Origin of the sequence: Neobacillus rhizophilus, assembly GCF_018343535.1 — a bacterium.
GTDB classification, from domain to species: domain Bacteria; phylum Bacillota; class Bacilli; order Bacillales; family Cytobacillaceae; genus Neobacillus; species Neobacillus rhizophilus.
Map to the genome: position 1 here is coordinate 166,059 of NZ_JAGYPF010000004.1, position 26,073 is coordinate 192,131.

Genomic DNA, 26,073 nt, shown 5'->3' on the forward strand with positions numbered 1-26,073 from the left:
GGGTATGTTTAGGTTTTATTTGTGAATACAGTATTTTTATTTGCGATTTTACGAGTTCTGTTTGCGAATTCAACCCTTTTATTTGCGAATCCTTATAGCAGAAATATATTAGAAAAGAGCCAATTTTTAAGAACGTCTGGATGGGCTTTTCTGTGGTTTTCGACTTTGCCATGGATAGAACGATAAATTTAATAATATCCATTGAAATATAGTCAGAATTACTCCAATTTGGTCAAATATCCTGTTATTATCAAAAAACCTAAGAAGTACTAATTGAATTGGGAAAAAGCAAAAAAATACAATTAATAGATTACGATTTAATCTTTTCCAAGAAGGTGATTGGAAGTGAGAAGTTGACCTCTTATCACGAATAATCCATAAGCAAGTAAGAACCAAAAAAAATACATCGAAAGGAAAAATTATTTTTTCCAAAGAAAAATTGAGTCCTAGGGTATCCCCTTTAAAATGGACCTTTTCTGAAGAAAAGAACCAAGAACCTGACTCAATGACTAAAAGAATAAACCATGTTAGCAATAACCAATGAAATGGTTTTTGAGCTCCTCTCCACCCCAAAATAACTATTGAAGTCATTAAGGAAACAAGAATCAATAACAGCCAATACTGCCCTCCTATTCCAGATCCGCCTAATCCCATCCATCCTGACCACGTGTATGTTGGTCCATCGAATAATCCTCTTATTATTGGCAGCCAGAACATGAACCCGCTAAGAATCACATAAAGAAGAATTAAAACTAATAACCTATCAGGTTTCCATTCCATAACAAAATCACATCCATTTTATGATCTTAATCATTATTATACTTTGGATATTTCAGTGAAATGCTTTAGGGCTAGGTATTTCTCATCTGGGCTTTACGATTCACATGGCCAATTCTGCAGGTCCAGTTTTGTGAAAATATTCCTATAAAGAGGCATTTATTTTCAAGCGCTATATACTGTATGGAAGGGAGCGCTGTGAAAATGAAAAAAGTTTCTGTTGGATTAGGTATAATTGGAGTGTTCATCGTTGTTTTCGGATTTATGTTAATGTCCAGTTATAATAACTTTGTTAATTTAGAAGAAAACGTCGATCAATCTTATGCTCAAATTGAAAATCAATTACAGAGAAGACTGGACCTAGTACCCAACTTAGTAAATACCGTAAAAGGATATGCAGCCCACGAAGAAGAAGTCATCGCTTCTATTTCAGATGCACGTGCAAGACTTGCCGGTGCTAAAACGCCGGAGGAAGAGGCCACAGCTAACGCCGAATTATCTGGCGCATTGAGCCGTTTGCTTGTTGTTGTTGAAAACTATCCTAATCTAAAAGCAGATCGTCAATTTACACAATTAATGGATGAATTGGCTGGAACAGAAAATCGAATTGCCGTTGCTCGCAAGGATTATAATGACCAGGTTGCGATTTATAACAAAAAAGTAAAAAGCTTTCCGGGTGTAATGATTGCAGCTATAACAGGTTTTGATGAAAAGGAATATTTTGAAGCAGATCCTAAGGCCTCTGAAGCTCCAAAGGTTGATTTTGGAGGAGGCAATGGATAATGAAGGCAAAGAAGGCCATCAGCTTTCTTTTGGTATTTTTGACTATTTTTCTTTTTGCAGGAAAGGCATTTTCAGAGGATGTCCAAATCCCAGAACCAGTTGGCGATATTTACGTCCAGGATTTTGCCCATATATTAAATGATAAGGAAAAAGAAGAATTACAAAACTTAGGAAGAAAGGTTGAAGACCAAACAACTGCGCAGGTTGTCGTTTTAACGGTCCAAACAATAGGCGACAGAACCATTGAAGAATATGCCAATGAAGCATTTCGGCAATACGGAATTGGAAACAGCAAGGACAACAATGGTGTGCTCCTCGTCTTATCCATGAACGAGCGAAAATTGAGGATTGAGGTTGGCTATGGTTTGGAAGGGAGGATTCCCGATGGAAAAGCAGGCAGAATTCTTGATAAATACGCCATTCCCAACCTAAAAAGTGAGCAGCCCAATATAGCTGTAGTCGAAACATATAGGGTACTGGTAAAAGAGGTTCTTGCCGAATATGGTAAAGCAGGAGACCAGCCAAAAGAGGATGAAGGAATCGGCATTCCAGGTTGGTTAATTTTTCTTTTGGTCATTATTCTTGTGTTTCTTGATTTCAAATTTTTTGGAGGGGCCCTAACCTATCTCGTTCTTTCCATTCTGTCTAGAGACGATGGCAAAGGGGGTGGAGGTGGTGGCCGAGGCGGTGGAGGAGGCTCTTCGGGTGGCGGCGGTGCAAGCCGCGGCTGGTAAACTTGATGATAGTTAATTTCCATAAATATAACTGGTTATAAGTGTCATCCCCACCCTTAAGCTTTAGACTTGTTAAATTAGTCTAAGGCTTTTTATATTTTTAACAATTTGACGGGCACATATTGGTTTAATAGCCTTTACAAAAAAGCTGAAACATTGAAAAGCCATCATTTAATTTTGACAAAGGAAAAATTCGTGTTGACAAATTGTCAACGTAAATGTATATTTCTAATAGCATTTTTTTCCGAACTGGAGAAACTGTACATAATTTTGTGAAAATTTTTCTTTATGTTTTTAATAGTTTCCTATGTTCATACGACGAATTGTAAAAAAGGAATGAAAGCGAAAATGGCGGAACAGAAAAGGGATAACAAACTTGGTTTGTTATTGAAGAAATTGCTAAAAGAACGTTCTTTATCCATGCGGAAGCTGAGTGAACTTACTGGTATTGACACAGCCACAATCTCCCGGATCATAAATGGTAAACGAAAAGCGCAGCCGGAGCATTTACAAAAGTTTGCTGATTATTTAGGGGTCCCCATCTCTGAATTATTTATCGCTGCAGGCTTTGCAGTTGAAGAGAAAAAAGAAATTCAGCAATCTGATATCACTATGTCTGTTGAAAGTATTCAAAAGTTACTTGAAGCCTCTAATTTAATAGATTCTGAATTTAGCATAGCAAGTGTTGAACGGCAGTTAGCAAATTATGAACAATATGCACAAACGGAAGAGGGAAAAGAAAGTATTCTCAAAAGCTTTGGTGAAAAGCTTAAAAAGATTGGCAGTTTAGGTCCTTTTATAAGCCAGCTAAAAGATATGTTTGAGAGGTTTCGTTTAAATAAGGGAACGCCAAGAGAGCTTGCAATTGCTGGAAGTGCACTAATCTATTTTATAGTATCAGTGGATGTTATTCCAGATTACATTTTTCCAGTCGGTTATATTGATGATGCTATGGCCATTCAACTTGTTGCAAATTTACTAACAATTAAACAGTGATCGTGAATTCAAGAAATTGTTTAATTCCTATAATTGGTTGTTAATGGGAATTGATAGGATTTACAAAATAAAAATAATCGGGAAGGTGTACTATGGAAAGAATGCAACGTAGGAAAAAACGTGTCAAGTGGACAAGGATTATTCTTTTAATTCTTCTCTTAATGATTGGCAGTGTGGGTGCTTATGCAACTTATCAATATAAACAAGGAGTTTCACTTGCTGAGGGCGGGAAATTTAAAGATGATACGAAAAAAGCGAAAGCTTTTCAAGGAGAAGATGTGAAATTTGGAAGAATTAATGTGCTCCTTTTGGGAAGCGATTCTCGTGGGGAAGAGCATGCCAGAACGGATTCCATTATGATTGCCCATTATGACCAGGATACTCATCAATCTAAGTTGATTTCTATTATGAGAGATACATATGTTAATATTCCGGGTCATGGAAAGCAAAAAATAAACGCAGCATATGCATATGGCGGGCCAGAGCTCCTTCGACAAACCATTAAAGAAAACTTTGATATTGATTTAAATTATTACGCTATAGTTGATTTTGAAGGGTTCTCAAAGATTGCCGATATTATTGCACCAGATGGAATCGAAGTGGATGTTCCTTCTAAAATGTCGTATGGAATAGGAACGACAATAGAACCTGGAAAACAAACCTTGCATGGGGACAAGCTATTAGGATATGTACGTTTTAGACATGATAAATTAAGTGACTTTGGCCGGGTTCAAAGACAACAGGAAGTCATAGGCAAGTTGAAGGATCAAGCTATGAACGTAGGAAGTATTTTAAAACTTCCTAAAATGTTAGGGGTTATAAACCCATATGTTGATACTAATTTGGATACACCTACTTTATTGTCTTTGGGAAAAGATTTGCTTACTAATCAATCTAATGACATAAAAACAATGCGTATTCCCGTGGATGGGTCTTATACAAATAAGCAATTCAACAACGTTGGTGCAGTGTTAAGTATCAACCTGGAACAAAATGAGTCTGCTCTAAATGATTTTTTATCATTATAATCATTTTGGGTTATTAAGAAAATGAAGATGTAAAATTGATAAAATTGCCCATGAAAAATGCATGATGGAAAGTGGGCATCTTGCATTTTTTATGGAATGTCTCAATTTATTAGGCAGGAGTAACACTATGGATGATAAAGAACTTAATTTAACGGAGCATCTTGATGAGTTGCGAAAAAGATTAATTATTTCGGCAATTGTTTTCATATTATTTTTTATTTTAGGAATGGTTTATGTCAAAGAAATATATGTTTTTTTTATGGGCAATCTTGATTTTAAATTAATGGTTCTCGGCCCCAGCGATATTATCTGGATCTATTTTCATATCGCAACTGTTATTGCTGTAACTGGAACAATCCCAATAGCTGCATGGCAAATCTGGTTATTTGTAAAACCTGCTTTAAAGCCAGGGGAAAGGAAGGTTACATTAGCGTATATTCCTGCCTTGTTCTTTCTTTTTATTGGAGGGCTTGCATTTGGTTATTTTTTTATTTTCCCAAATGTTATGAGCTTTCTTATCAAATTAGGAAATGATATGTTTACAACCTCTTTTACGGCAGATAAATATTTTAGTTTTTTAATAAATATGACTTTACCTTTTGGTGTAGCGTTTGAATTGCCTCTTGTCTCGATGTTTTTAACAACTTTAGGCATTGTGAATCCATATAAATTAGTAAAACTCAGAAAATATGCGTATTTCATTCTGGTCATAATAGCCTCGATGATCTCTCCGCCAGAATTTATTTCTCATATTTCCGTAGCAATTCCACTGATTCTAATATATGAGATAAGCGTTTTATTATCCAAAATGGTATTCAAACGAATGCAAAAAAGTCTTAGTGTTCAAGATTTTAATAAAGAAATGGAGCTAATTAACAATTAAAAAAATGAATAGAGTTTTTTGAGGGAGCTCATCAATGGGTCTCCTTTTTATATTTTCGAAGAGTTGAAACCTTATTAACATAATTCAAACCATTCGAATATATAAATACACAAAAGAATTGTTCTAAAGTGGCAGCTAGATGAACAGCACACCCACAGGAGGAGAATATGCATTATTTATCTATTTTGTTAATAGGTATTGCGGCAAATCTAGATAATTTAGGCATTAGTGTTTCTTATGGATTAAGGTCAACGCGAATTCCCTTTGCTTCTAATTTGATTATTGCTATCGTCTCAATGGTTTGTGCTTAGCTTTCCATTATTGCAGGTGAATTCGTTACGCAGTTTATTTCTATTGCATTAGCCAATTTTGTTGGTGGTTTAATTATTAGTAGTATTGGGATTAAATGCATAGCAGACTCCTTTTCTGTTCAAGAAACTCCAAGCAAAGTGAAAGTTGACTCTAATTTACACATGTTATCAGTCAACCAGATTCGGCAGATGTTAATGATGATAAAGTGATTTCAGTAAAGGAATCGATATTATTAGGGTTTGCGTTAGCAATCAATTGTTTAGTAATGGGGTTGGGAGCAGGTATTACAGGTCTTTCTCCAGTTTTAACAACAAATTCGATTGGATTATTTTCGGTACTATCCATTTGGAGTGGAGTAAAACTTGGAGGTGAAATTTGTGGTATGAACGTTGGCAAGTATTCTAATTTTGTTGCGGGTATACTGTTAATAATGATTGGTGTTTACGAAATGATTGTATAAAAACTGATTTAAAAAGAGGGGTGGGGTATTTGCCAACTCTCTTCTTTATTTCTACTCATTAAAAGCTTTCCATACAAAAAAAGAGCCGCCGAAGCAGCTCCATTAAAGATTAATTTTTAGAAAGGTTGCTCTTTCGTTTACCGTACAAAAGATAAACAACAAACCCCACCAACATCCAAATCACGAAGCGAATCCAAGTAATCGAAGGCAGGCTGATAATTAGATAAATCGAAAAACCAATCCCGATAATAGGGACGAATGGAACCAACGGCGTTTTAAATCGCCTTTCCAGATTAGGCTGTTTGACGCGCAGCACCATGATGGAAGCGCAAATTAGGATAAAGGCGGACAGGGTTCCGATGTTGACGAGTTCTGCGACTTCATTGATTGGAGTTAAGCCGGAAACAACAGCTGTTACCGCACCAATAATCAGTGTAGGGCGGTAGGGGGTCTTATATTTGGAATGTACTTTTGCAAACCAGTTCGGAAGCAAACCATCGCGGCTCATCGCGAACCATATACGTGAACCGGCAAGCATAAAGGAAAACAGTACCGATAAAATCCCAGTGATGGCGGCCGCAGAAATAATCAAGGTAATCCAATTCAACCCCACTTGACTAAAGGCCTTCGCAATCGGGGCTGCATTCCCTAAAGTTTCATATGGAGCCATTCCTGTAATCACGAGGGACATGCCGATATAAAGGCAAAGAGCAATCGTTAAGGACAGGACCACCGCCCGTGGCAAATCGCGTTGCGGATTTTTCGCTTCTTCTGCAGCAGTGGTTAATGTGTCATATCCGAATACGGCGAAGAATACCAGTGCGGCACCACCCATCACACCGTGAAAACCAAATGGCATAAACGGATGCCAGTTGGCAGTATCAACGTAAAAGCTGCCGACGGCAATGACCACAACCACGATGCTTAATTTGATGATGACCATCAAGTTGTTAAATCGTGCTCCCCATTTCATCCCAATCGTTAGCAGCCCGGCAATGGCTAAACTAATAATCATGGCAATCAGGTCAATTTTATGGCCGGCACCTGTTCCTGGAGCCCCCTGTGCCCATACAGGAACATGAATACCGATTTGCTGTAATATTTCTTGCATATACCCTGACCATCCAATCGCCACTACTGCAATGACCAGGGTATATTCAAGCAATAAATCCCACCCAATCAGCCAAGCGGCTCCCTCACCCAAGACAGCGTAGCTATAGGTATAAGCACTGCCCGCGACTGGAATTAAGCCGGCGAATTCCGCATAGCATAATGCCGCTGCCGCACTGGCAAGCCCCGCGATAATAAATGATAAGATAACGGCAGGTCCTGCATGTTCTGCAGCTGCCACTCCAGTCAGAACGAAAATTCCTACACCAATGATTCCCCCCAACCCGATCGCTGTCAGCTGCCATAATCCCAAGACACGTTGAAGTCTGGTACTATTTGTGCCTTCTTGCTGTAGTTCGTTAATGGACTTCCTTCTCATAAAAGATTTCATTGATTACCTCCATTTCTACCTTAAAAAGTAACAACCTATTATTTTAATTGAAGTTTTTAAGGTTAATAAAACAACTATGTTTTAATAAATGGAGATATACAAAAGTTGCCTAATACTAATGTGTTTGAAAAAAATGAAGTAAACTTACAAAAGGGTTTTCACGAATACGTAATACTTGTAAAACTTAATTTTGAATCCAATAAAATTTGAACCGCCTGGTCTTTTTGCTAAAAAAGCCTAAAACAGGCCAGTAAATGAAAATTTGGATTTGAAATATCTGAATTTTTTAATTATAATAAAAATATAACACTCGACTGTCGACAAGAAAATTAGATACGAATTAAAAATTGGAAAAGAGGTGTGCAAATGTTGGAATGCAATCCATTGCAAAAGCCGTTACCTTATTATCAACAAATTCAACAATCGATAAAAGAAAGCATCTTTAATGGTATATACAAACCAGGGGATCGATTATATGAAGCTCAAATTGCGACGTTTTATAATACCAGCCGGAGCCCAGTAAGAGAAGCGATTCGGGCACTGGTGATGGAAGGTTTACTAGTAATGGATCAAAAGTCACAAATATCCGTCTACAAACCAAACTTACAGGATGTGCGGGATATTTACGAATGCAGGATTTCCCTGGAATCTACTGCTGTTGAACTGACAGCGGTACGAGCGACAGAGGAACAGCTGCAGGAGCTTGAAAAAACGTTAGAAGATTCTGAGCAAGCAATGAAAGAAGTAATAACAGATAGGGTTATTGCATGTAATGCCCGTTTTCACGAACTAATTATCCAGTACAGCGGGAACCCCAGATTAATGAAGCTTGTTGAGGGTTTGAATGGTTTGATCCAGTATTACCGTGTATTAAACATCCAAGGTGAAAACCGCTTCAATACGATTTTAAAAGGACATAGGGAGATTTATGATGCAATAAAAGAAAGAAACCCGAAAAAAGCAGCTGATAGATTAAGAGAGCATACGCAAGAGGATCTAAGTAACTTAGTTCATGTAATCGAACAATTAGAGGAGAGATAATTTTTGCGAATCGTTCATGTTGATCAAATCATTGAAACCGTTGCCAAGCTTTGCTGGGAGGCCTGCTATTACCTTCCTGAAGATGTATTAGCAGGATTTAGAAGGGCTGAGAAGACAGAAGCATCGCCGATTGGAAAAACAATCTTGCAGCAGCTTCTAGAAAATGCCGAAGAAGCCAAGGTCAATCACATGCCGTATTGTCATGATACGGGCATGGCCGTTGTATTTGTAGAGGTAGGCCAAGATGTCCATATAACGGGCGGGAACTTTTTGGATTCAATCCAAGAAGGGGTGCGCACTGGATATCGGGAAGGGTATCTAAGAAAATCAGTTGTCGGTGACCCACTCATTCGCGTGAACACCGGGGATAATACACCGGCAGTCGTACATACTGAAATCGTTCCCGGAGACCAGATTAAATTCACGGTCCTGCCTAAAGGCGGGGGCAGTGAAAATATGAGTGCGATGAAATTCTTACTTCCTGGTGAAGGGATGCAAGGGGTTAAAAATTTTGTTTTACAAACGATTAAAGAAGCAGGCGGGAAGGCCTGTCCGCCTGTTGTCGTCGGAGTTGGCATCGGCGGAAGCTTTGATAAAGTAACCTCACTGGCGAAACATGCCGTTTTGAGGGAAATCGGTGTTCATCATCATGAACCGCATATTGCGCAGCTGGAAAAAGAACTCCTTGAGGAAATTAACAACACAGGAATAGGGCCGCAAGGGTTAGGCGGGACCAGTACGGCGCTATGGGTGCCAATTGAAACATATGCCTGTCATATAACTGCACTGCCAGTTGCGGTAAATATTCAATGTCATGCTGCCCGTAAAAAGACGGCTGTGTTATAGGAGGGGATTTTAATGGCAGAATACCGGTTAAAAACACCGCTGACAGATGAAGATATCCAAATGTTGCAGATAGGGGACCAGGTTCTCTTAACAGGGACCATCTATATGGCCCGCGACGCAGCCCACAAAAGAATGGTAGACCTGCTTGAATCAGGCCAGTCTTTGCCAGTTAATTTAAGGGGCGAAGTCATTTTCTATGCCGGTCCGTGTCCGCCAAAACCTGGGCAAATCATTGGGCCAGTGGCTCCGACAACAGCATATCGGATGGATCCTTATGCTCCTGCCATGTATGAATATGGGGTAAAAGGAACGATTGGTAAGGGGCCAAGAAGAGAAATGGTCAAAGAAGCATGTAAGCAATATGGCGCCATTTCCTTTGCTGCCGTCGGCGGGCTCTCCACGATTTTAAGCAGACGGGTAACAGATGTTGAGGTAGTAGCTTATGAGGACTTAGGGCCAGAAGCAATCAGACGGCTTGAGGTAGAAGATTTCCCGTTACTTGTTGCCTATGATGCGCACGGTCAAGATTTGTATGAACAGGAAATAGCCAAGTATGAAAATTACAATAAAAACGCGAATAAGGGAGTAGGTATATAATATGAAGAAACTAGAAATTGCTGTCATTCCAGGGGATGGAATTGGGAAAGAAGTAGTGCCAGTAGCAACAAAAGTTCTAGATACAGTGGCTGAAATTCATGGCGGCTTAAAATTTGAGTATACAGAATTTCCATGGAGCTGTGATTATTACCTGGAGCATGGAAAAATGATGCCAGAGGACGGCTTGGATATTTTAAAGAACTTTAATGCCATTTTTCTAGGGGCAATCGGGAACCCTCAGGTTGTTGCAGATCATGTTTCTTTATGGGGTTTATTAATTAAGATTCGCAGAGAATTTGAGCAATCGATTAATATTCGTCCAGCTAAATTTTTTAAAGGATTGAAATCACCTTTAGTTAATCCAAATGACTTTGATTTAATTGTTGTCAGGGAAAATAGTGAGGGTGAATATAGTGAGGTTGGCGGAAGGATTCATCGAGGGGAAGATGAGGTCGCTATCCAAAATGCCATTTTTACAAAAAAAGGCACAGAACGTGCGATGCGGTATGCATTTGAACTAGCGAAACAGAGAAGAGGGCATGTCACATCCGCGACAAAGTCAAACGGGATTTTCCATTCGATGCCGTTTTGGGATGAGGTCTTTAATGAGGTAAAAGCAGATTATACCGATATTCAAACCGCTTCCTATCATATCGATGCGTTGGCTGCCTTTTTCGTAACAAGACCGCAAATTTTTGACGTGATTGTCGCTAGTAATTTATTCGGGGATATTTTAACGGATATTGGCGGGGCCATCATGGGAAGTATCGGGATCGCGCCTGCAGCCAATATTAATTTAAATGGAAAGTACCCTTCAATGTTTGAGCCAGTACATGGATCAGCGCCAGATATTTATGGTAAAGGAATTGCCAACCCAATTGGACAGGTGTGGACAGCGAAGATGATGCTCGATCACTTTGGCGAGCAAGAACTGGGGCAAAAGCTTTTGGATGCTATCGAAGATGTTACCAACGACGGAATTAAAACTCCGGATATTGGCGGCACATCCTCCACCAATGAGGTTGGGGAAGCTATTTGCAGCCGGTTGAAAGAGGTTTGTTCAGTGTCTTAAATTAATAGTTAAGAAAGGGAGGCTGCTCAAATCAATACTTGGGCAGCCTCTTTTTGTGTTTCCCCAAAAGGTATTAGAAAGGAGGTGACCCGTAAAAATCGAGGTCTTATTTTGCCTGTGAAGTGTTGGAGAGATGGCTGACCGGTAAAAATAGAAGTCATATTTTACCCCCATAGGGTCTAAACAGAGATCAAACGGTAAAATATGCCCTGCGCATTTCAAATGAATTGCGTTCTAAGTGCTAACTCAAATTAAAAAACCCCTAACCTATAAAAATCTCATAGATTAGGGGTTTGCACTAACTATTATTTATTCTTGCTTTCTGCATCCTTAATGATATCTTCGCCGATTTTCTTAGCCCATTCATCATAGATTGGCTGAAGTTCTTTCTTAAATCCTTCAATTTCAGCTGGTGAAAGCTCATTAATCTTGGTTTGGCCGCGATCTTTTAGCTTTTTCAAGGATTCATCATTTAGCTTTTTAGCAGATTCGCGTGCAACTTTTGTACCTTGGTCAACACCTTTTTGAACAATTTCCTTCGTTTTTTCATTCAGGCTGTCCCAGAATTTCGTATTGGTTAATAAGGCATAGTCCACTCGAGTATGACCCATTACAGTTGTATACTTCTGTACTTCGTCGAATTTCTTTGATTCAATATTACTAAAAGTGTTTTCTTCTCCATCAACCGTACCTTGCTGGAGGGCAGTGTAAAGCTCGTTGAATGGAATGGATACGGAACCAGCATTAAGCTTGCCGTAAATTTCTTCGAGCAACTGTCCGCCTTGAGTCCGAATCTTTAAGCCTTTTAAGTCTTCCGGTTTTGAAATGGCTTTTTTGTTATTTGTCATGTGTTTAGCACCGTTTGGCCACATGGCAAGACCAAGCACGCCGTCCTTTTCTAAACGTTTAAAGATCTCTTTTCCTTTTTCGCCATCCCAGAAAGCTTCTGCAGCTGCATCGTCTTTAAACAAGAAAGGCATCGCAGGGACGTTAAAGCCAGGGTCGTTACCAACCATCTTGGACATATCCGGGATAATGAACTGGACGTTATTGGCTACTAAGTTCTGATATTCATCCTTATCACCAAATAGCTGGCTGTTTGGATAAACCTGAACCTTGATTTTCCCGCCGGATTCTTTTTCAATATATTCCTTCATCGCAATGGCACCGGCTTGTTTAGGTGTGTTTTCTGCCACAACGTGGGAAATTTTGATTGTCAATTCTTGAATGTCATCACCAGATTTGCCTTTTTCACCGCCGGATGAGCTGCTGCTTGTTTCTTTTGAGGAAGAGCCGCAAGCTGCAAGGCTAAATACCAACAGAAGTGTTACTGCTACTACTAATAGTTTCTGAATCTTTTTCATTTAATTTCCCCCTTAATAAATAACTTGATACAAATTGATAGATTTCTGTATGGTCCGCATCCTTATCTAGCGCAGCACTTGCTTCATAGAATCGGTCAAACACGAGCTGAGGCAGATTTGTTGCCGCCTCCGCATTTAAAAATAGCCCATTCGCCATTTCTAGATCTTTTCTTAACAGTTCCAGACTAAACCCTGAATCAAAACTATCCGTTAAGATAAAGGATGGGAATTTATACTCTGTTGAACCGCTTCGGCCTGTACTATGATTAAATACATGAATCGCTTTCTCTGGTTTCACATCAAAACTATGGAGCAATTGAACGGCCTCACAGCTCGCTAACAGATGAGTAGCAGAAAGATAGTTATTAATGGCCTTGATTAAGTGACCGCTTCCAATTGGACCAACATGAAAGAGGTTACTGCCCATCGAACCTAGCAAACGCTTACATCTAGTAAATGATTCCACTGGTCCTCCGATCATGATGGTTAACTGAGCAGTGACTGCTTTCTTGACCCCGCCGCTGACGGGTGCGTCGATAAATTCAATATTTTTTTCTGTTAATTTTTTAAAATTCTTTCTCGTTTCATCAGGGTAGGAGCTGCTCATATCAATGATGACTAATGGTTCTTGGTGAGTGTGTTGATCTGAGGTGAAATGGTCAATAATTTGGTCTATGACTTGATTTACGATCTTAGATGAAGGAAGCATAAGAATGATACATTGTACATGGTGAATCCAATCAGTAAAATAGCCCGGTTTCCCGCCATAGCTCTGGAATTCATTGATAGCGGCTTCGTTAACATCGCTGCCGTAAACAGTAAATCCGCTATTTATTAGGTTTTTTGCCATAGGCAAGCCCATTTTACCAAGCCCGATAAAACCTATTTTCTGAATCATGAAGGAAAAACTCCTTCAAGCTCTTTATGTAAAGAGCCAATCCGCGGGTGCGCCCGTCCGCTCGTGGTGACGACGGCGGCGATGACAATTTCGTCGTTTCGAGGTGCATCAGGAATCCTTGTTTCAAAGGTCATGTGGTGGCTGCGAATTTTTGCATCCATTTTGTGTTTAATCGCTAAATCCAAACTGCTGCCGGCGGCACCCCGTTTCTCAGCGGAAGGAAGGAGCGTTTCAGCATTTCCACATTGGGACCGAAATGGATTTCCAAACGTTAGGGTATGGATAATGGCAGAACCGTGTTCGATTTCTCCATCAAGTCCAACTAGTGCACCCTTTCCATAGCCTTCGACTTCATCACCTGTAACGCCTAAAGCTTCCATTGCCTTCTTTGGCAAAAGTTCACCGAGCTGTTCAGAACAGGCTTTGATCAGAGGAAGTAGATCCTCTACGTATATGCCGGCATAAGGATTCTTAATGACGGCTAGAGCAGCAGCGACCCGAACGGGCTTATCTGCTTTTTTGAAACCTTCTATAAAGGTCTCCTCCGAGATGGTCACAATTTTTCTTATTTCTAATTTCATCTTCAACCTCCTCATTATAATGGATTTTGGATACAATCTACACCCGAGTTGTTTCAACAAATGCTGATATTTCCACTATAACAAAAACAATAAATGTTGTGAATACACAAAAAATATAAAATAAAATAAATTTTCTGTTTATTTTTTGGAAACTATCTTGTATATTTTAAATTAAGGTCCAGTTGTATATTGGATACAATCTACTGAATAAGGAGTTGATTTTTATGAAGAAACTCTTTAAATGGCTTGATCACATCGAAGAAGGTTTAGCAGGAGTGCTGTTTATTGGAGGAGTAGTCGTAAGTTTGTACGGAGTTTTTACAAGGTATGTTCTCAATGCACCAGAATCATGGATTACGGAAATATTTGAATTTCTACTTACGTGGTCCATATTTATTGGTTTTGGGCTGGCGCTGAAGGATAACCGGCACATCCAAGTAGAATTATTATTTGACGTGCTTCCGAAAGGTCTAAAAAGAATAGTTGCAACGATTAGTAATCTAATTGGTGGTGGATTTTCCTTCTACCTTGCTTATTCTTCCATTGAATTAATAACGCTATCAAAAGAACAAGGAATTAAAACAATTGATGTTGGGATTCCAATTTGGATTTCATATCTGGTTCTTCCAATCGGAATGGGACTTCTCGGATTCTACTTTTTTGTAAAGGCTTACAGAGCGGCGAGAGGTGATCAAAGCGAGCTTATCGGCGAGATTGAACAGCTATATGAATCAATGCAAAATGGTGATGGAAAATCAGGTGAGAAAGGGGTAGGAGCATGAATCCAGTCTTAATGCTATTCATAATTTTTGCAGTCCTGTGTTTATTACGCGTACCGATCGCTGTTAGTTTAGGATTATCAAGTGTCATCGCTTTATCAATGGCAGATTTTACCCTTTACACCGTTATTCAGAAAATGTTTAATTCATTAAACTCAGCCACCCTAATGGCCATTCCAGGCTTTGTATTTGCCGGAATTATTATGTCAAAAGGCGGTATCTCACACTATTTAATTGAGGCATTAAAATCATGGGTAGGGCATATCCGTGGAGGGTTGGCGATCATCACCATCCTTGCTTGTATGATCTTTGCAGCCATTTCTGGTTCAAGCCCAGCAACAGCAGCGGCTGTCGGAAGTATTATGATACCGGCGATGGTGGAAGCTGGATATGGTAAAAGATATGCAATGGGGCTTGTAGCCGCATCAGGGACACTGGGAATTTTGATTCCACCTTCGATTCCATTAATCATTTATGGAACGGTGGCCGAAGAATCAATCGGAAAATTGTTCTCAGCTGGTATCATCCCTGGTTTATTGTTAGGTGGAATCCTATTAATCTCTGCGATTATTCATGCAAGAATTCATAACTTTGGTAAATTGCCAAAACAGTCGATGCAGGAAAGATGGAGAAAGACAGCGAAAGCTTCTTGGGGATTTTTTCTGCCAGTCTTGATTTTAGGTGGAATATATTCTGGTGCGGTAACACCAACAGAGGCTGCATTTGTATCTTGCTTCTACGGATTAATTGTTTCTGTCTTTATCTACAAAGAAATGCCTTTTAAAACATTTAGAGAAGTCACGAAGGAGTCTATCAATATTACGTCGATGATTTTTCTAGTCATCGCATCGGCAATGATTTTTGGTATGTTCCTGACAACAGAACAAGTACCTCAGGCATTTGCAACCTGGATTGAAACAAGTACAAGCAATAAATGGCTCTTTATCATTGGTGTCAATATTATGTTCTTTATATTGGGTATGTTCTTAGAAGCCGTCGCCATTATTTTAATAACACTGCCAATTCTTTTACCTGTACTTGCAATATTTGATATTAATGTCATTCATTTTGCGATTATTATGACCATAAACATGGAGTTAGCGATGATTTCTCCACCTGTTGGGCTCAATTTATTTGTAGTCAGTGGAATCACGAGGGAAAAGGTTGGGGAAGTTGTTAGAGGGGTGCTGCCATTCTTTGCGCTTATGGTTTTAGCGCTCGCTATCGTGGTGATTTTCCCACAGGTATCGTTGCTTTTAGCGAAATAACCTGATTTCCAAAATAAGAGAATCTGCTTACTCATTTACTAGGGTAAGCTGTTCTTTTTCTGTATCCAATATCCCAAAATAAGGAGTTTGATGGAATTAATGCGATCCTATTTATTTGTTCCTGCGACCTCCACCAGAATGTTTGAAAAAGCGCTGGCAAGTGTTGCCGATTGTGTCATTTTTGATTTTGAGGATGCCGTAGCGATCTCTGAAAAACAAGAGGCAAGAGAACGTGCGAAACATTTTCTCCTAAATAACCAGCCGGAGAAAGATGTGTTGATTAGAATCAACGATATGACCACGAATTTTTGGCGAGAGGATTTAGAAGCTGCCATTGAAGCCGGAGCCAGCGGTGTCATGGTACCAAAGGCTGAAAGCTTGGTTAGCATAAAGACGTTATGTGAAACAGCTTTAATTAATCTTGAAAGACAGAAAAGGGACCTTCATTCCTTTTCCGTAATCCCGTTAATTGAAACGGCCAGAGGGGTCCAATTTGCCTATGAAATCGCATCAGCCCATTATTTGGTAAAAAGATTAGCATTTGGTTCCATTGATTATTCCTTGGATGTCGATTGCGAACTAACGGATGAGGGAATAGAACTGCTCTTTGCCAGGTCGCAGGTGGTAACTGCGTCGAAAGCAGCGGGGATTGGCAGTCCGATAGATTCGGTATACCCTGATTTTGCAAATGAAGCAGGGCTCATTAATGAGTCACATAGGGCGAGGAAAATTGGGTTCAAGGCGAAGCTGGCCATCCATCCTAAGCAATTGCAGCCAATACACGAAATTTTCTCGCCAAGCAAAAAGGAAATGGAAGCGGCATTAGAAATTGTCAATGCCTTTGAAGCTGCTGAGCAGCAAGGGATTGCTTCGATTGCTGTAGGGAATAAACTGGTGGATTATCCGGTTTATAAAAAAGCGAAAGCGTTATTAGAGTCGTCGGGAGTTTCATAGAGAGGGTCTACGTGCCCGAAATGGGGTTCAAGAGTGGTAAATGGTCACGTAGAGGAGTTCTACGTTCCTGAAAAGCGGTTCAGGAGTAGAAAATGGTCACGTAGATGAGTTCTACGTTCCTGAAAAGCGGTTCAGGAGTAGAAAATGGTCACGTAGATGAGTTCTACGTACCCGAAAAGGGGTTCATGTGCAGAAACCGGACACGTAGATGAGTTCTACGTACCCGAAAAGGGGTTCATGTGCAGAAACCGGACAAGTAGAGGAGTTCTACGTTCCTGAAAAGCGGTTCAGGAGTAGTAAATGGTCACGTAGAGAAGTTCTACGTACCCGAAAACCGGTTCATGTGCAGTAAATGGTTACGTAGAGAAGTTCTACGTACCCGAAAACCGGTCCAGGAGTAGAAACCGGTCACGTAAAGAAGTTCTACGTTCCCAATAAGCGGTTCATGAGTAGAAACCGGACACGTAGAGAAGTTCTACGTACCCGAAAACCGGTTCATGTGCAGTAAATGGTCACGTAGAGAGGTTCTACGTACCCGAAAACCGGTCCAGGAGTAGAAACCGGTCACGTAAAGAAGTTCTACGTTCCCAATAAGCGGTTCATGAGGAGAAACCGGTCACGTAGATGAGTTCTACGTTCCTGAAAAGCGGTTCAGGGGTAGTAAATGGTCACGTAGACGAGTTCTACGTACCCGAAAAGCGGTTCATGTGCAGAAACCGGACACGTAGACGAGTTCTACGTTCCTGAAAAGCGGTTCATGAGTAGTAAATGGTCACGTAGAGAAGTTCTACGTACCCGAAAACCGGTCCAGGAGTAGAAACCGGACACGTAAAGAAGTTCTACGTTCCCAATAAGCGGTTCATGAGTAGAAACCGGACACGTAGAGGAGTTCTATGTACCCGAAAACCGGTCCAAGAGTAGAAACCGGTCATGAAGAGGGGTTCTACGATATCGATTTTTAAGAGAAAACGAGAATAATGGAGGTCAACCAAATGGTAACCGAAAAACTAGCTTTACATATTACCAATACTTCTTACGAGGATTTTAGCCAAAATGCGATCAGAGAATCCAAAAGAAGTCTATTAAACTGGCTTGGGGTGGCGATCGGCGCGGCCAACCATGAATCGATGGATATGGTGCTGAACGTGTCAAAATTAACGGCCAGTCAGCCGCAAGCAACTGTGCTGGGAAGAAATGAAAAAGTCGATATCCTGTTTGCGAGCCTATTAAATGGGATGTCATCGCATATCTTTGATTTTGACGATACCTTACTAGAAACGGTTTTACATCCGTCAGCACCTGTATTTCCAGCCATCCTCGCTTATGCCGAGCAGCAAAAGAAAACCGGGAAGGATGTACTTGAAGCATTTATTATTGGATGCGAGGTCGAAGCAAGGCTCGCTTTAAGTGTCTATCCGTCTCATTACTGGCGCGGTTGGCATATTACCGGCAGTGTGGGCGGAATTGGAGCGGCAGCAGCGATTTGTAAGCTGATGGGGTTAGATGTTGAAAAAACCATTTATGCCCTCGGGATTGCAGCAACCGACCCAACTGGGTTACGTGAAATGTTTGGCACGATGACAAAGCCTTATCACCCGGGAAAAGCGGCGATGAATGGTTTATTAGCTGCACTTGTTGGGGCTCAAGGTTTTACAGCCTCCAAACAGTCGCTTGAAGCACAGCGGGGATTCCTAAACGTGTTATCCGAAGAAAATAAGGCTGAGCTCGTGACCGAACAATGGGGCGAAAAATGGGAAGTAGAGAAAAACAGCTACAAGCCTTTTGCTAGCGGAATCGTTACCCATCCGGCGATTGATGCCATTATTACGATCCAAAAGGAGCATAAACTGCAAGCAGAAGAAGTGGAATCAATCGTTATCACGGCCCATCCACTTGTGAAAGAACTAACTGGCAAAACGGCCATCACAACCGGACTGGAAGGAAAGTTTAGTGTCTATCATTGTGTTGCAGCCGGGTTCTTTAACCTGAAGGCAGGCGTCTATGAATTCACAGATGAATATGTGAACGACCCTTCTGTAAAAAATCTTCGTGACAAAATAACGCTTGTGATCGATGAGAAGATAAAAGAAGATCAGGTTCATTTAACTGTTAAGTTAACAGATGGCCCGGAAATCTCCCTTTTTGTTGAACATGCGATTGGAAGCGCGGATACTCCAATGTCAGATGAACAAATCAAAGAGAAATTCCTGGATGTTACAGGAGAAATCATCTGTTCTGCGGCAAAAAATGAACTCATTGACCTTATCGACCGATTTGAAGAGGTCGAGGATTTGACTTCGTTCTTCCAACTCTGCCAGCCAAAAGAGACCGCCAATCAATACTAAACAAATCACCGAGGGAACAGCGGTTAGGTTCCTAAGGTGATTATGTATTTCTATCGAAAAAGGAGAGAATTATGGCTTTCCCAAATACAAGGGTGAAAGTAAATGTTGTAGCGAAGCAGAAGCAAAAGTCTTCCCTAGAAGTAAAAAAAATTATCCTATTGCTCCTTGGAATCGCGTTGATGGCGGGAGTCTATTTTATCCTTCCCGCCAACTATACAGGATCAGCCAGAATGATGCTGTCTTGTTTGGTACTAAGTGTGTTTTACTGGACGTTTGAGCCGATTCCGATTGGCTTAACAGCGGTTATTTTATTAATAATAATGCTCGTATTCGGAGTAGTCACAACGGATGTCGTCTATAGTGGATTTGCTTCACCCGCTGTATTTCTGATCATTGGCGGGATGATGCTGGCAAAAGGGGTCAATGATACGACACTGACCAAAAGAATCGCCTATATTTTCTTATCAAAATGGGGAGGTACGGCTAAGGGGCTCTTGGCAAGCATCCTAATGATTCCACAAATCCAATCTTTTTTTATCCCAGCCGCTGCAGTACGTGCGCAGCTGATGCTTCCGATTGCAACAATGTCACTTGATACCATCGGGGAAAAGGCAAAAGGGAATCTTAGAAAAATGATTCTTCTTGGCGTGGCGTTTGGCGGGACAGTCAGTGGTACTGCGGTGATGACGGCTGCGATTGGGAATATTTTAACGGTTGAATTATTAAAAGAGTTTGTTGGGATTAAAATCACCTATATTCAGTGGTTTACCTATACCTTCCCAATCTGGCTCATCATGATCCCAATACTATGGTTTACTTTATTGAAAAGCTTCCCCTTAACAGAAGAAGAGAAACACTTTCCTCATGTACAACAAGAATTGGAAAATAAGCTGGAGGAATTAGGGAGGTTAAATGTTGAGGAGAAAAAGTGTTTAGCCATCCTCTTCATTATCGTGGCATTATGGTTTACTGAGCCCCTGCATGGGCTGCACCCCAGTGTGCCTGCACTGATTGGGGTGGTGTTAATGGCCTTACCGGGAATCGGCTTCACCAGTTGGGGCAATTTAGTAAAAATCAATTTTGATACCGTCCTGTTGATGGGGGTAACACTGTCTCTAGGCTACGCTTTCAATAAGTCGGGAGCAGCCAAGTTGATTGGAGACAGCTTAAGTTCAGATTGGATTCTCTACTTTCTCCATTCACCGGTTGTCGCCGTCATCACGATTCTGGTGATTACCCATATCCTTCATTTAGCAGTGGCAAATGTTTCAACGGCGGTCGTCACCCTTGTCCCGATTTTTATTGGCTTATCCACCAAAGCCGGGGCAGATCCTGTGCTGATTTGTTTGACAGCCTCTATAGCTTGTTTACATGGCTATATTCTTGTTGTAGAAGCCACGCCAAATATCATTGTCTATAGTTCAGGCCGGATTCAGCAAAAAGAGTTCCTCATGCCTGGATTGTGGTTAACGGGTCTAATGAGTGTCGTTGTGCTTGTGATTGCGGTTACTTGGTGGAACTGGCTTGGGCTTCTATAAGAAATATTTATGAGAAATAAGCTTAATCTATAGACATTTGAAAACGGATTCTGTATCCTAATCAAAAATAGGATAATAAGAGGTATTTAATATGCTTGAAAAAAATCGACTCATGATAGAAAACAGAGATACCTTGCATTTAAAAGTATGTAATATTATTCGCGAAGCCATTTTAAAAGGAGAGTTAAAACCTGGCCAACGCCTTAAACAATCGGATCTTGCCGATGCGATGGGAGTCAGCCGGATGCCAATCCGGGAAGCTCTGCAAAAACTCGAAGCAGAAGGACTGATCAAGCTTGAGCCGCATAAAGGGGCAGTCGTTAAGTCGATTGAAGTAGGCGATATCGAAGAGATATATGCTCTCCGGACGGAATTGGAAAAAATGGCTGTCTACCAAAGTGTGGAGTATTTAACTGATGAAGACCATCAACAATTAACGTCCTTGGTAGAGCAAATGGAAGCGAGCGAAGATGTGGATGATTTTATCCGTTACAATATTGAATTTCATCGTCTATTAATGAAGCGGTGCAGCTGGGAACGGCTCAATTCCTTCATTAGTACCTTGTGGAATGGTTTGCCGCAGCAAACTCCACATATTTTAAAAGGTCAAAAGGAAACATCAAATGTTGAGCACAGAAGTATCTTAAATGCCGTGTTAAATAGAGACAAGGAAACTGCAGCGAATCTCGTTTCCAACCATATTTCGCGAACCGGCAATATGTTAGTGAAAAGATTAAAAGAAGAGGAAAAAAAATAGTTCTCTCTTTTTTTGATAAAATTGTATCCAATATCCAATACAAGAATGTGAGGGAAGTAAAATGACACTATCGAAAAGATTAGCTGAATATGTGTGCCAAACGAGTTTTGAAGATTTACCTGAACATGTCGTGGAGTTTACGAAAATCTGTATCCTAGATTGGTATGGCTCTGCCATCGCTGGAAAAGACATGCCGCCTATTCAAGCGGTGAAGGAACTTGTCGAAGAATGGGGCGGTCATGAACAAGCAAGTCTCGTCACGGGAGGAAAATCCTCACTAGGCAATGCAGTGCTGGTCAATGCCGCCTCCAGCCATATTGTGGAGCTCGACGATATTCATAAATCTTCTATTATACATGCCGGCACAGTAGTCATTCCGGCCGCAGTTACCGCAGCAGAAGCCTATGACCTCAGCGGGAAAGAATTGATTACCGCAGTAGCAGTTGGCTATGAAGTGTGTTACCGAATTGGCGAGGCTGTGTCTCCATCGCACTATTATTTCTGGCATAATACCGCCACATGCGGTACATATGGCTCCGCAGCTGCTGTGGCGAAGCTATTAAACTTAGCTGTGGAGCAAACGATGCATGCCCTCGGAAATGCCGGCAGCCAAGCGGCAGGACTGTGGGAATTTATCGAAGACGGGGCCAACACAAAACAATTACACACCGCTAAAGCAGCCTACAACGGGACACTCGCCGCCCTGCTTGCCAAAAAGAATTTCTCAGGAGCAACAAAAATTTTAGAAGGAAAAAGAGGGTTCTTTAACGCGATGGCTGAATCAGCAGATCCATCGAAAATCACGAAGAATCTTGGAACTGAATGGAAAATAATCGAGAACAGCTTTAAGATCCATGCATCATGCCGCCATACCCATCCAGCCATCGATTGTATCCTCGACATCATGAATGAACATTCCATTGCGTATCAACAGATAGATAGAATCACGATTAAGACCTATCAAACAGTCCTGAATATTACCGACAAACCAAACCCTGACAGTATCTACGCCTGTAAATTCAGCAGTCAGTTTTGCGCTGCATTGGCCGCAGTAAAGGGCTCCGCTTCGTTACAGGATTTTACGAATGAGAGCTTACAAGATTCCGAGATTTTAAATCTTATGGAAAAAGTAGACGTAGTCGTCGATGCCTATTATGAGGGAGCCTATCCGGAAAAATGGGGCGCCAAAGTCGAAATTGCTCTTACAAACGGGAAAATTTTTGAACAAGCAACCGATTATCCAAAGGGTGACCCTGAAAAAATGGCCACAAAAGAGGAACTAATCCAGAAGTTTATCATGATGACTGCAGAAAAATTAGAACATCCTGAGGAAGAGGTAGAAGCGATTTTTAAATTAGATTCATCCAGCACGAGAGAATGGCTGAGGAAACATGAAATCAGCCATTTAAAGCAGTAATGGAGGATATCCTTATTTCATATCGAACTAAATTATTGGGAGTGGTTTGAAAAATGCCCATGAATGTTGATGTCATCGTGATTGGCGGGGGCCAGGCTGCGCTTGCAGCAGCGATAGCGGCTAGGGAAGAAGGGGCACGTGTTGCCATAATCACCAAAGGGAAAGCCGGATTCGGCGGTTCATCCGTTATTTCAGATGGTGTCCAATCAGCCATTTTTTCAACAGGGGATTCGCCCGAAACCTTTTTCGAAGATATGATTCGTGGCGGCCGAAATCTATCAAATCCAATGCTAGCGAGAATTTTAGCTGAGGAGTGTACCTTCAGGGTCAACGAACTGGAGAGTAAATTCGGCATCCCCTTGGAACGAGAGCGGAAAATCAGTACGCCCGGACACTCGTTTCCGCGCAGGGTTTATGCCGCAAACGGCCTCGGGAAAAACACAACAAAGGTATTAAGACAATATGCGCTGGAAATCGGCGTAGAATTGTTCGAGCAGTCCACCTTGATTGATTTAATCAAGGTGGACCAGGTTGTGGTCGGTGTGGTCGTTGAAAAGGCAGCGGAATTACATGCTTTTTATGCGCCTTCTACGATTCTAGCAACAGGTGGATTCGGAGGGCTTTATGCGTCTACTGATAATCCAAAGGATGTATCAGGAGAGGGGATTGGCATGGCGTGGAGGCATGGTGCCGAGCTGGTCGGTATGGAATTTGTTCAGTTTTATCCGTACCGGCTCCAACATCCTGCGAACGTAGATGTCATGACCAGGATTTTTGGAAAAGGGGCCGTCCTTTTAAATGAGGGTGCGGAACGCTTTATGGCGGATTTTCCAAGAAAAGAGCTGGAAACACGAGATATTCTAAGCTACGAAATGTTCAAACAAAACGATGTGTACCTAGACTTTTCTAATGTTTCTGATGAGGATTTGGCGAAGGACAGTCCATATGTATACCGGCTTGTTAAAAAAGGACATCAAGGGGAGTGGAAAATGTACCCTGTTCAGCATTATTGCATGGGCGGGATTAAAGTGGATGAATGGGGCAGAACGAGTTTACAAGGATTATATGCCTGTGGGGAAACATCCGGCGGACTCCACGGGGCGAACCGGCTTGGAGGAGGTTCCCTGACAGAAGCACTTGTGTTTGGGCGTCGGACCGGCACGATGGCGGCTCAAGAAGGTGTGTCCGTTTCAAAAGCGTTCGAGATCCCTGCTTTTGGGGAAAACACTTTACCTAATGGAAAAGAGTTGGAGGTATCTCAACGACTAAAAGAAATCATGTGGAACCTTGTTGGCATCGAAAGAACCACTAATTCCTTACAGCGGGCGGAAAAAGAATTAGACCTACTGGCGGCGGAATTAAATGAGGATAAAGGAGTCACGGCACTTCAGCTCCAAGATAAAGTCCGTGCAGCATGGGCAGCCGCGTTTGCCGGAGCGATGAGGAAAGAAAGCAGAGGGGCCCATATCCTTCAGGATGTAAGAGGGGAACAGAAACAATGGGAAGGAAACCTTGTTATTAAAGGGAAAACCATTGAATTCAGGCAAGAAACTGTGAGTGAAAGGACATAACTTTTTTTACATAAAGGGGAAGATGGCTGTGCGAACGATTTTTTATGAAGAGATTGTCAATCAGGTGGCCAACATGTGCCAAGAGGCCAATTTTGAGCTGGGCCAGGATGTTATTCAAGCCTTTCAAGCTGCCTTGAAAAAAGAAACCTCCGAAACAGGGAAAGACATTTTAGAGCAATTGCTGCTGAATGCTGATATCGCTAGGTCTGAGCGCGTGCCGATGTGTCAGGATACAGGTGTATCCGTTTTTATCGTCGAAGTCGGACAGGATTGCCACATTAGTGGCGGCAGTCTGTACGATGCGATTAACGAAGGAGTAAAGAAAGGCTATGAAGAGGGCTATTTAAGACACTCAATTGTTGACCATCCGATCACTAGGGAGAAGAGTAAGGGCTATAATACCCCGTCGATTATTCATATTGAATTGGTACCGGGTGAGGACCTGGTCATTCATATGTCGGCTAAAGGCGGCGGCAGTGAAAATATGAGTGCCTTAAAGATGTTGAAGCCTGCAGACGGCTTAGACGGGATTAAGGACTATATTTTAAGCATTGTCGCCCAGGCAGGTCCGAATGCCTGTCCACCGTTAGTGGTTGGAGTGGGAATCGGCGGGAATTTCGAGCGTTGTGCCTATTTAGCGAAGAAGTCGTTATTTAGGCCAATTGGTCATCGCAGTGAACGGCCGGAAATCGCGGAGCTGGAAAAGGAATTAATGGGAAAAATCAATGAGCTAGGTATTGGACCGCAAGGAATGGGCGGAAATACAACGGCTCTTGATGTGAAAATCGAGATTGAACCTTGTCATATTGCCGCGCTGCCCGTCGCTGTGAATTTGAACTGTCATGCCAGCAGGCATAAAGAGGTCAGAATTTAGGGGGGAGCATTAGTGTCAGCTATTCAAATCACCAATCCAATATCCGAACAAGAATTGCTGAAATTAAAAGCGGGCGATCGAGTATTATTAAGCGGAACCATTTATACAGCCAGGGATGCTGCCCATAAAAGAATGTTCGAAACTCTGCAAAAAGGGGAAGAATTACCTTTTGATGTTGCCGGACAAACGATTTATTATGTCGGTCCGACTCCTGCCAAGCCAGGAGCTGTGATAGGTTCAGCCGGTCCTACCACCAGCGGCCGGATGGACAAATATACTCCCGTCTTATTGGATCTTGGTTTAAAAGGAATGATTGGAAAAGGCTACCGCAGTGAAGAAGTCATTGAATCGATGAAGAAAAATAAAGCCGTTTATTTTGCTGCCATCGGCGGTTCGGGAGCATTGATTGCCAGAACCATTCAATCTGTAGAAGTGGTCGCTTACGAAGACCTGGGCCCAGAAGCGATTTATAGATTAACCATCAAAAACTTTCCTGCCGTGGTCATCATTGATAGTAAGGGAAATGACTGGTACAAAATAGGGAAACAGCAATTTTTTGAGCAAAATCATGTACAAGGCGCTGACTGTTAAGGTCGGCAGCCTTGTTTTTTTGAGAAAGGAGAAATAAATTTATGAATATTCGAAAAACTATTGAAAATGTATTTTGGATACAGTATCCTATTTATATAGAAAAACA

25 protein-coding genes are annotated in these 26,073 nt (G+C 41.4%); 20 read left to right on the plus strand and 5 right to left on the minus strand.

The annotated features are described in order from the left end of the window. Positions 1-126 precede the first annotated feature (126 nt). On the minus strand, positions 127-780 hold the full coding sequence (locus KHA99_RS19090) for a hypothetical protein (protein ID WP_213119089.1): 654 nt from the start codon (positions 778-780) through the stop codon (positions 127-129). Positions 781-981: 201 nt separating this feature from the next. Here KHA99_RS19090 and KHA99_RS19095 point away from each other — a divergent pair, with 201 nt between their 5' ends. The 6 genes from KHA99_RS19095 (at position 982) to KHA99_RS19120 (ending at position 5,973) form a co-directional block, all read left to right on the plus strand. Next, entirely contained in the window at positions 982-1,560 is a 579-nt protein-coding gene (locus tag KHA99_RS19095; RefSeq protein WP_213119090.1) for a LemA family protein, read from the plus strand. Next, the gene (locus KHA99_RS19100) at positions 1,560-2,294 is read left to right on the plus strand and encodes a TPM domain-containing protein (RefSeq protein WP_213119091.1); all 735 of its coding nucleotides are present in this window, start codon (positions 1,560-1,562) and stop codon (positions 2,292-2,294) included. Before KHA99_RS19095 ends, KHA99_RS19100 begins: the two co-directional genes overlap by 1 nt. Positions 2,295-2,642: 348 nt before the next feature. Continuing rightward, on the plus strand, positions 2,643-3,290 hold the full coding sequence (locus KHA99_RS19105; protein ID WP_213119092.1) for a helix-turn-helix domain-containing protein: 648 nt from the start codon (positions 2,643-2,645) through the stop codon (positions 3,288-3,290). Between the two features lie 92 nt (positions 3,291-3,382). Next, positions 3,383-4,318, plus strand: coding sequence for an LCP family protein (locus KHA99_RS19110; RefSeq protein WP_213119093.1), 936 nt, complete (start codon positions 3,383-3,385; stop codon positions 4,316-4,318). A gap of 127 nt (positions 4,319-4,445) precedes the next feature. Next, positions 4,446-5,201 (plus strand): twin-arginine translocase subunit TatC, encoded by a 756-nt coding sequence (gene tatC / locus KHA99_RS19115; protein ID WP_213119094.1) that lies wholly within the window; start codon positions 4,446-4,448, stop codon positions 5,199-5,201. Between the two features lie 478 nt (positions 5,202-5,679). Continuing rightward, positions 5,680-5,973, plus strand: a complete 294-nt coding sequence (locus KHA99_RS19120) for a manganese efflux pump (RefSeq protein WP_307852137.1) — start codon at positions 5,680-5,682, stop codon at positions 5,971-5,973. 109 nt (positions 5,974-6,082) lie between these two features. On the opposite strand, the gene KHA99_RS19125 is transcribed toward KHA99_RS19120, so the two are convergent. Continuing rightward, positions 6,083-7,474, minus strand: a complete 1,392-nt coding sequence (locus KHA99_RS19125; protein WP_213119096.1) for an amino acid permease — start codon at positions 7,472-7,474, stop codon at positions 6,083-6,085. A gap of 366 nt (positions 7,475-7,840) precedes the next feature. On the opposite strand from KHA99_RS19125, the gene KHA99_RS19130 reads away from it, so the two are divergent. Genes KHA99_RS19130 through KHA99_RS19145 form a run of 4 tightly spaced genes read left to right on the plus strand, consistent with a single transcriptional unit; the run spans position 7,841 to position 11,030 of the window. Beyond that, positions 7,841-8,515, plus strand: coding sequence for a GntR family transcriptional regulator (locus tag KHA99_RS19130; RefSeq protein ID WP_213119097.1), 675 nt, complete (start codon positions 7,841-7,843; stop codon positions 8,513-8,515). Positions 8,516-8,518: 3 nt separating this feature from the next. After that, on the plus strand, positions 8,519-9,361 hold the full coding sequence (locus tag KHA99_RS19135) for a fumarate hydratase (RefSeq protein WP_213119098.1): 843 nt from the start codon (positions 8,519-8,521) through the stop codon (positions 9,359-9,361). Between the two features lie 12 nt (positions 9,362-9,373). Next, positions 9,374-9,958: a FumA C-terminus/TtdB family hydratase beta subunit gene (locus KHA99_RS19140; protein WP_213119099.1), complete on the plus strand. Its 585-nt coding sequence runs from the start codon at positions 9,374-9,376 to the stop codon at positions 9,956-9,958. Between the two features lies 1 nt (position 9,959). After that, positions 9,960-11,030, plus strand: coding sequence for a tartrate dehydrogenase (locus KHA99_RS19145; RefSeq protein ID WP_213119100.1), 1,071 nt, complete (start codon positions 9,960-9,962; stop codon positions 11,028-11,030). 305 nt (positions 11,031-11,335) lie between these two features. Here KHA99_RS19145 and KHA99_RS19150 read toward each other — a convergent pair whose 3' ends face one another. The 3 genes from KHA99_RS19150 to KHA99_RS19160 are packed head-to-tail and all read right to left on the minus strand — an operon-like array spanning position 11,336 to position 13,873. Beyond that, positions 11,336-12,394: a DctP family TRAP transporter solute-binding subunit gene (locus KHA99_RS19150; RefSeq protein WP_213119101.1), complete on the minus strand. Its 1,059-nt coding sequence runs from the start codon at positions 12,392-12,394 to the stop codon at positions 11,336-11,338. Further along, positions 12,339-13,292 (minus strand): NAD(P)-dependent oxidoreductase, encoded by a 954-nt coding sequence (locus tag KHA99_RS19155; RefSeq protein ID WP_213119102.1) that lies wholly within the window; start codon positions 13,290-13,292, stop codon positions 12,339-12,341. Before KHA99_RS19155 ends, KHA99_RS19150 begins: the two co-directional genes overlap by 56 nt. Beyond that, complete coding sequence (locus KHA99_RS19160; protein WP_213119103.1) at positions 13,289-13,873, minus strand: amino acid synthesis family protein; 585 nt, start codon at positions 13,871-13,873, stop codon at positions 13,289-13,291. The genes KHA99_RS19155 and KHA99_RS19160 overlap by 4 nt, the downstream gene beginning before the upstream one ends. A gap of 224 nt (positions 13,874-14,097) precedes the next feature. Between KHA99_RS19160 and KHA99_RS19165 the strand changes: the two genes are divergently transcribed. The 10 genes from KHA99_RS19165 (at position 14,098) to KHA99_RS19210 (ending at position 25,967) form a co-directional block, all read left to right on the plus strand. Beyond that, on the plus strand, positions 14,098-14,655 hold the full coding sequence (locus tag KHA99_RS19165) for a TRAP transporter small permease (RefSeq protein ID WP_213119104.1): 558 nt from the start codon (positions 14,098-14,100) through the stop codon (positions 14,653-14,655). Then, positions 14,652-15,920, plus strand: coding sequence for a TRAP transporter large permease (locus tag KHA99_RS19170; protein WP_213119105.1), 1,269 nt, complete (start codon positions 14,652-14,654; stop codon positions 15,918-15,920). Before KHA99_RS19165 ends, KHA99_RS19170 begins: the two co-directional genes overlap by 4 nt. Positions 15,921-16,019: 99 nt before the next feature. Next, the gene (locus KHA99_RS19175; RefSeq protein ID WP_249366777.1) at positions 16,020-16,874 is read left to right on the plus strand and encodes an HpcH/HpaI aldolase/citrate lyase family protein; all 855 of its coding nucleotides are present in this window, start codon (positions 16,020-16,022) and stop codon (positions 16,872-16,874) included. 992 nt (positions 16,875-17,866) lie between these two features. Then, complete coding sequence (locus KHA99_RS19180; RefSeq protein WP_213119107.1) at positions 17,867-19,219, plus strand: MmgE/PrpD family protein; 1,353 nt, start codon at positions 17,867-17,869, stop codon at positions 19,217-19,219. A 71-nt stretch (positions 19,220-19,290) separates the two neighbouring features. Beyond that, positions 19,291-20,757 carry an SLC13 family permease gene (locus KHA99_RS19185; RefSeq protein WP_213119108.1) on the plus strand — a complete coding sequence of 489 codons (1,467 nt, stop codon included), beginning with the start codon at positions 19,291-19,293 and terminating at the stop codon, positions 20,755-20,757. Between the two features lie 91 nt (positions 20,758-20,848). Beyond that, a complete protein-coding gene (locus KHA99_RS19190; RefSeq protein ID WP_213119109.1) occupies positions 20,849-21,514 on the plus strand; it encodes a GntR family transcriptional regulator in 666 nt (221 codons plus the stop codon). A 61-nt stretch (positions 21,515-21,575) separates the two neighbouring features. Further along, positions 21,576-22,931 carry an MmgE/PrpD family protein gene (locus tag KHA99_RS19195; RefSeq protein ID WP_213119110.1) on the plus strand — a complete coding sequence of 452 codons (1,356 nt, stop codon included), beginning with the start codon at positions 21,576-21,578 and terminating at the stop codon, positions 22,929-22,931. A gap of 53 nt (positions 22,932-22,984) precedes the next feature. Further along, a complete protein-coding gene (locus KHA99_RS19200; protein ID WP_213119111.1) occupies positions 22,985-24,502 on the plus strand; it encodes an FAD-binding protein in 1,518 nt (505 codons plus the stop codon). A 22-nt stretch (positions 24,503-24,524) separates the two neighbouring features. Then, positions 24,525-25,376, plus strand: coding sequence for a fumarate hydratase (locus KHA99_RS19205; RefSeq protein ID WP_249366778.1), 852 nt, complete (start codon positions 24,525-24,527; stop codon positions 25,374-25,376). Positions 25,377-25,388: 12 nt separating this feature from the next. Beyond that, entirely contained in the window at positions 25,389-25,967 is a 579-nt protein-coding gene (locus tag KHA99_RS19210; protein ID WP_213119113.1) for a Fe-S-containing hydro-lyase, read from the plus strand. The last annotated feature ends 106 nt before the right edge of the window (positions 25,968-26,073 follow it).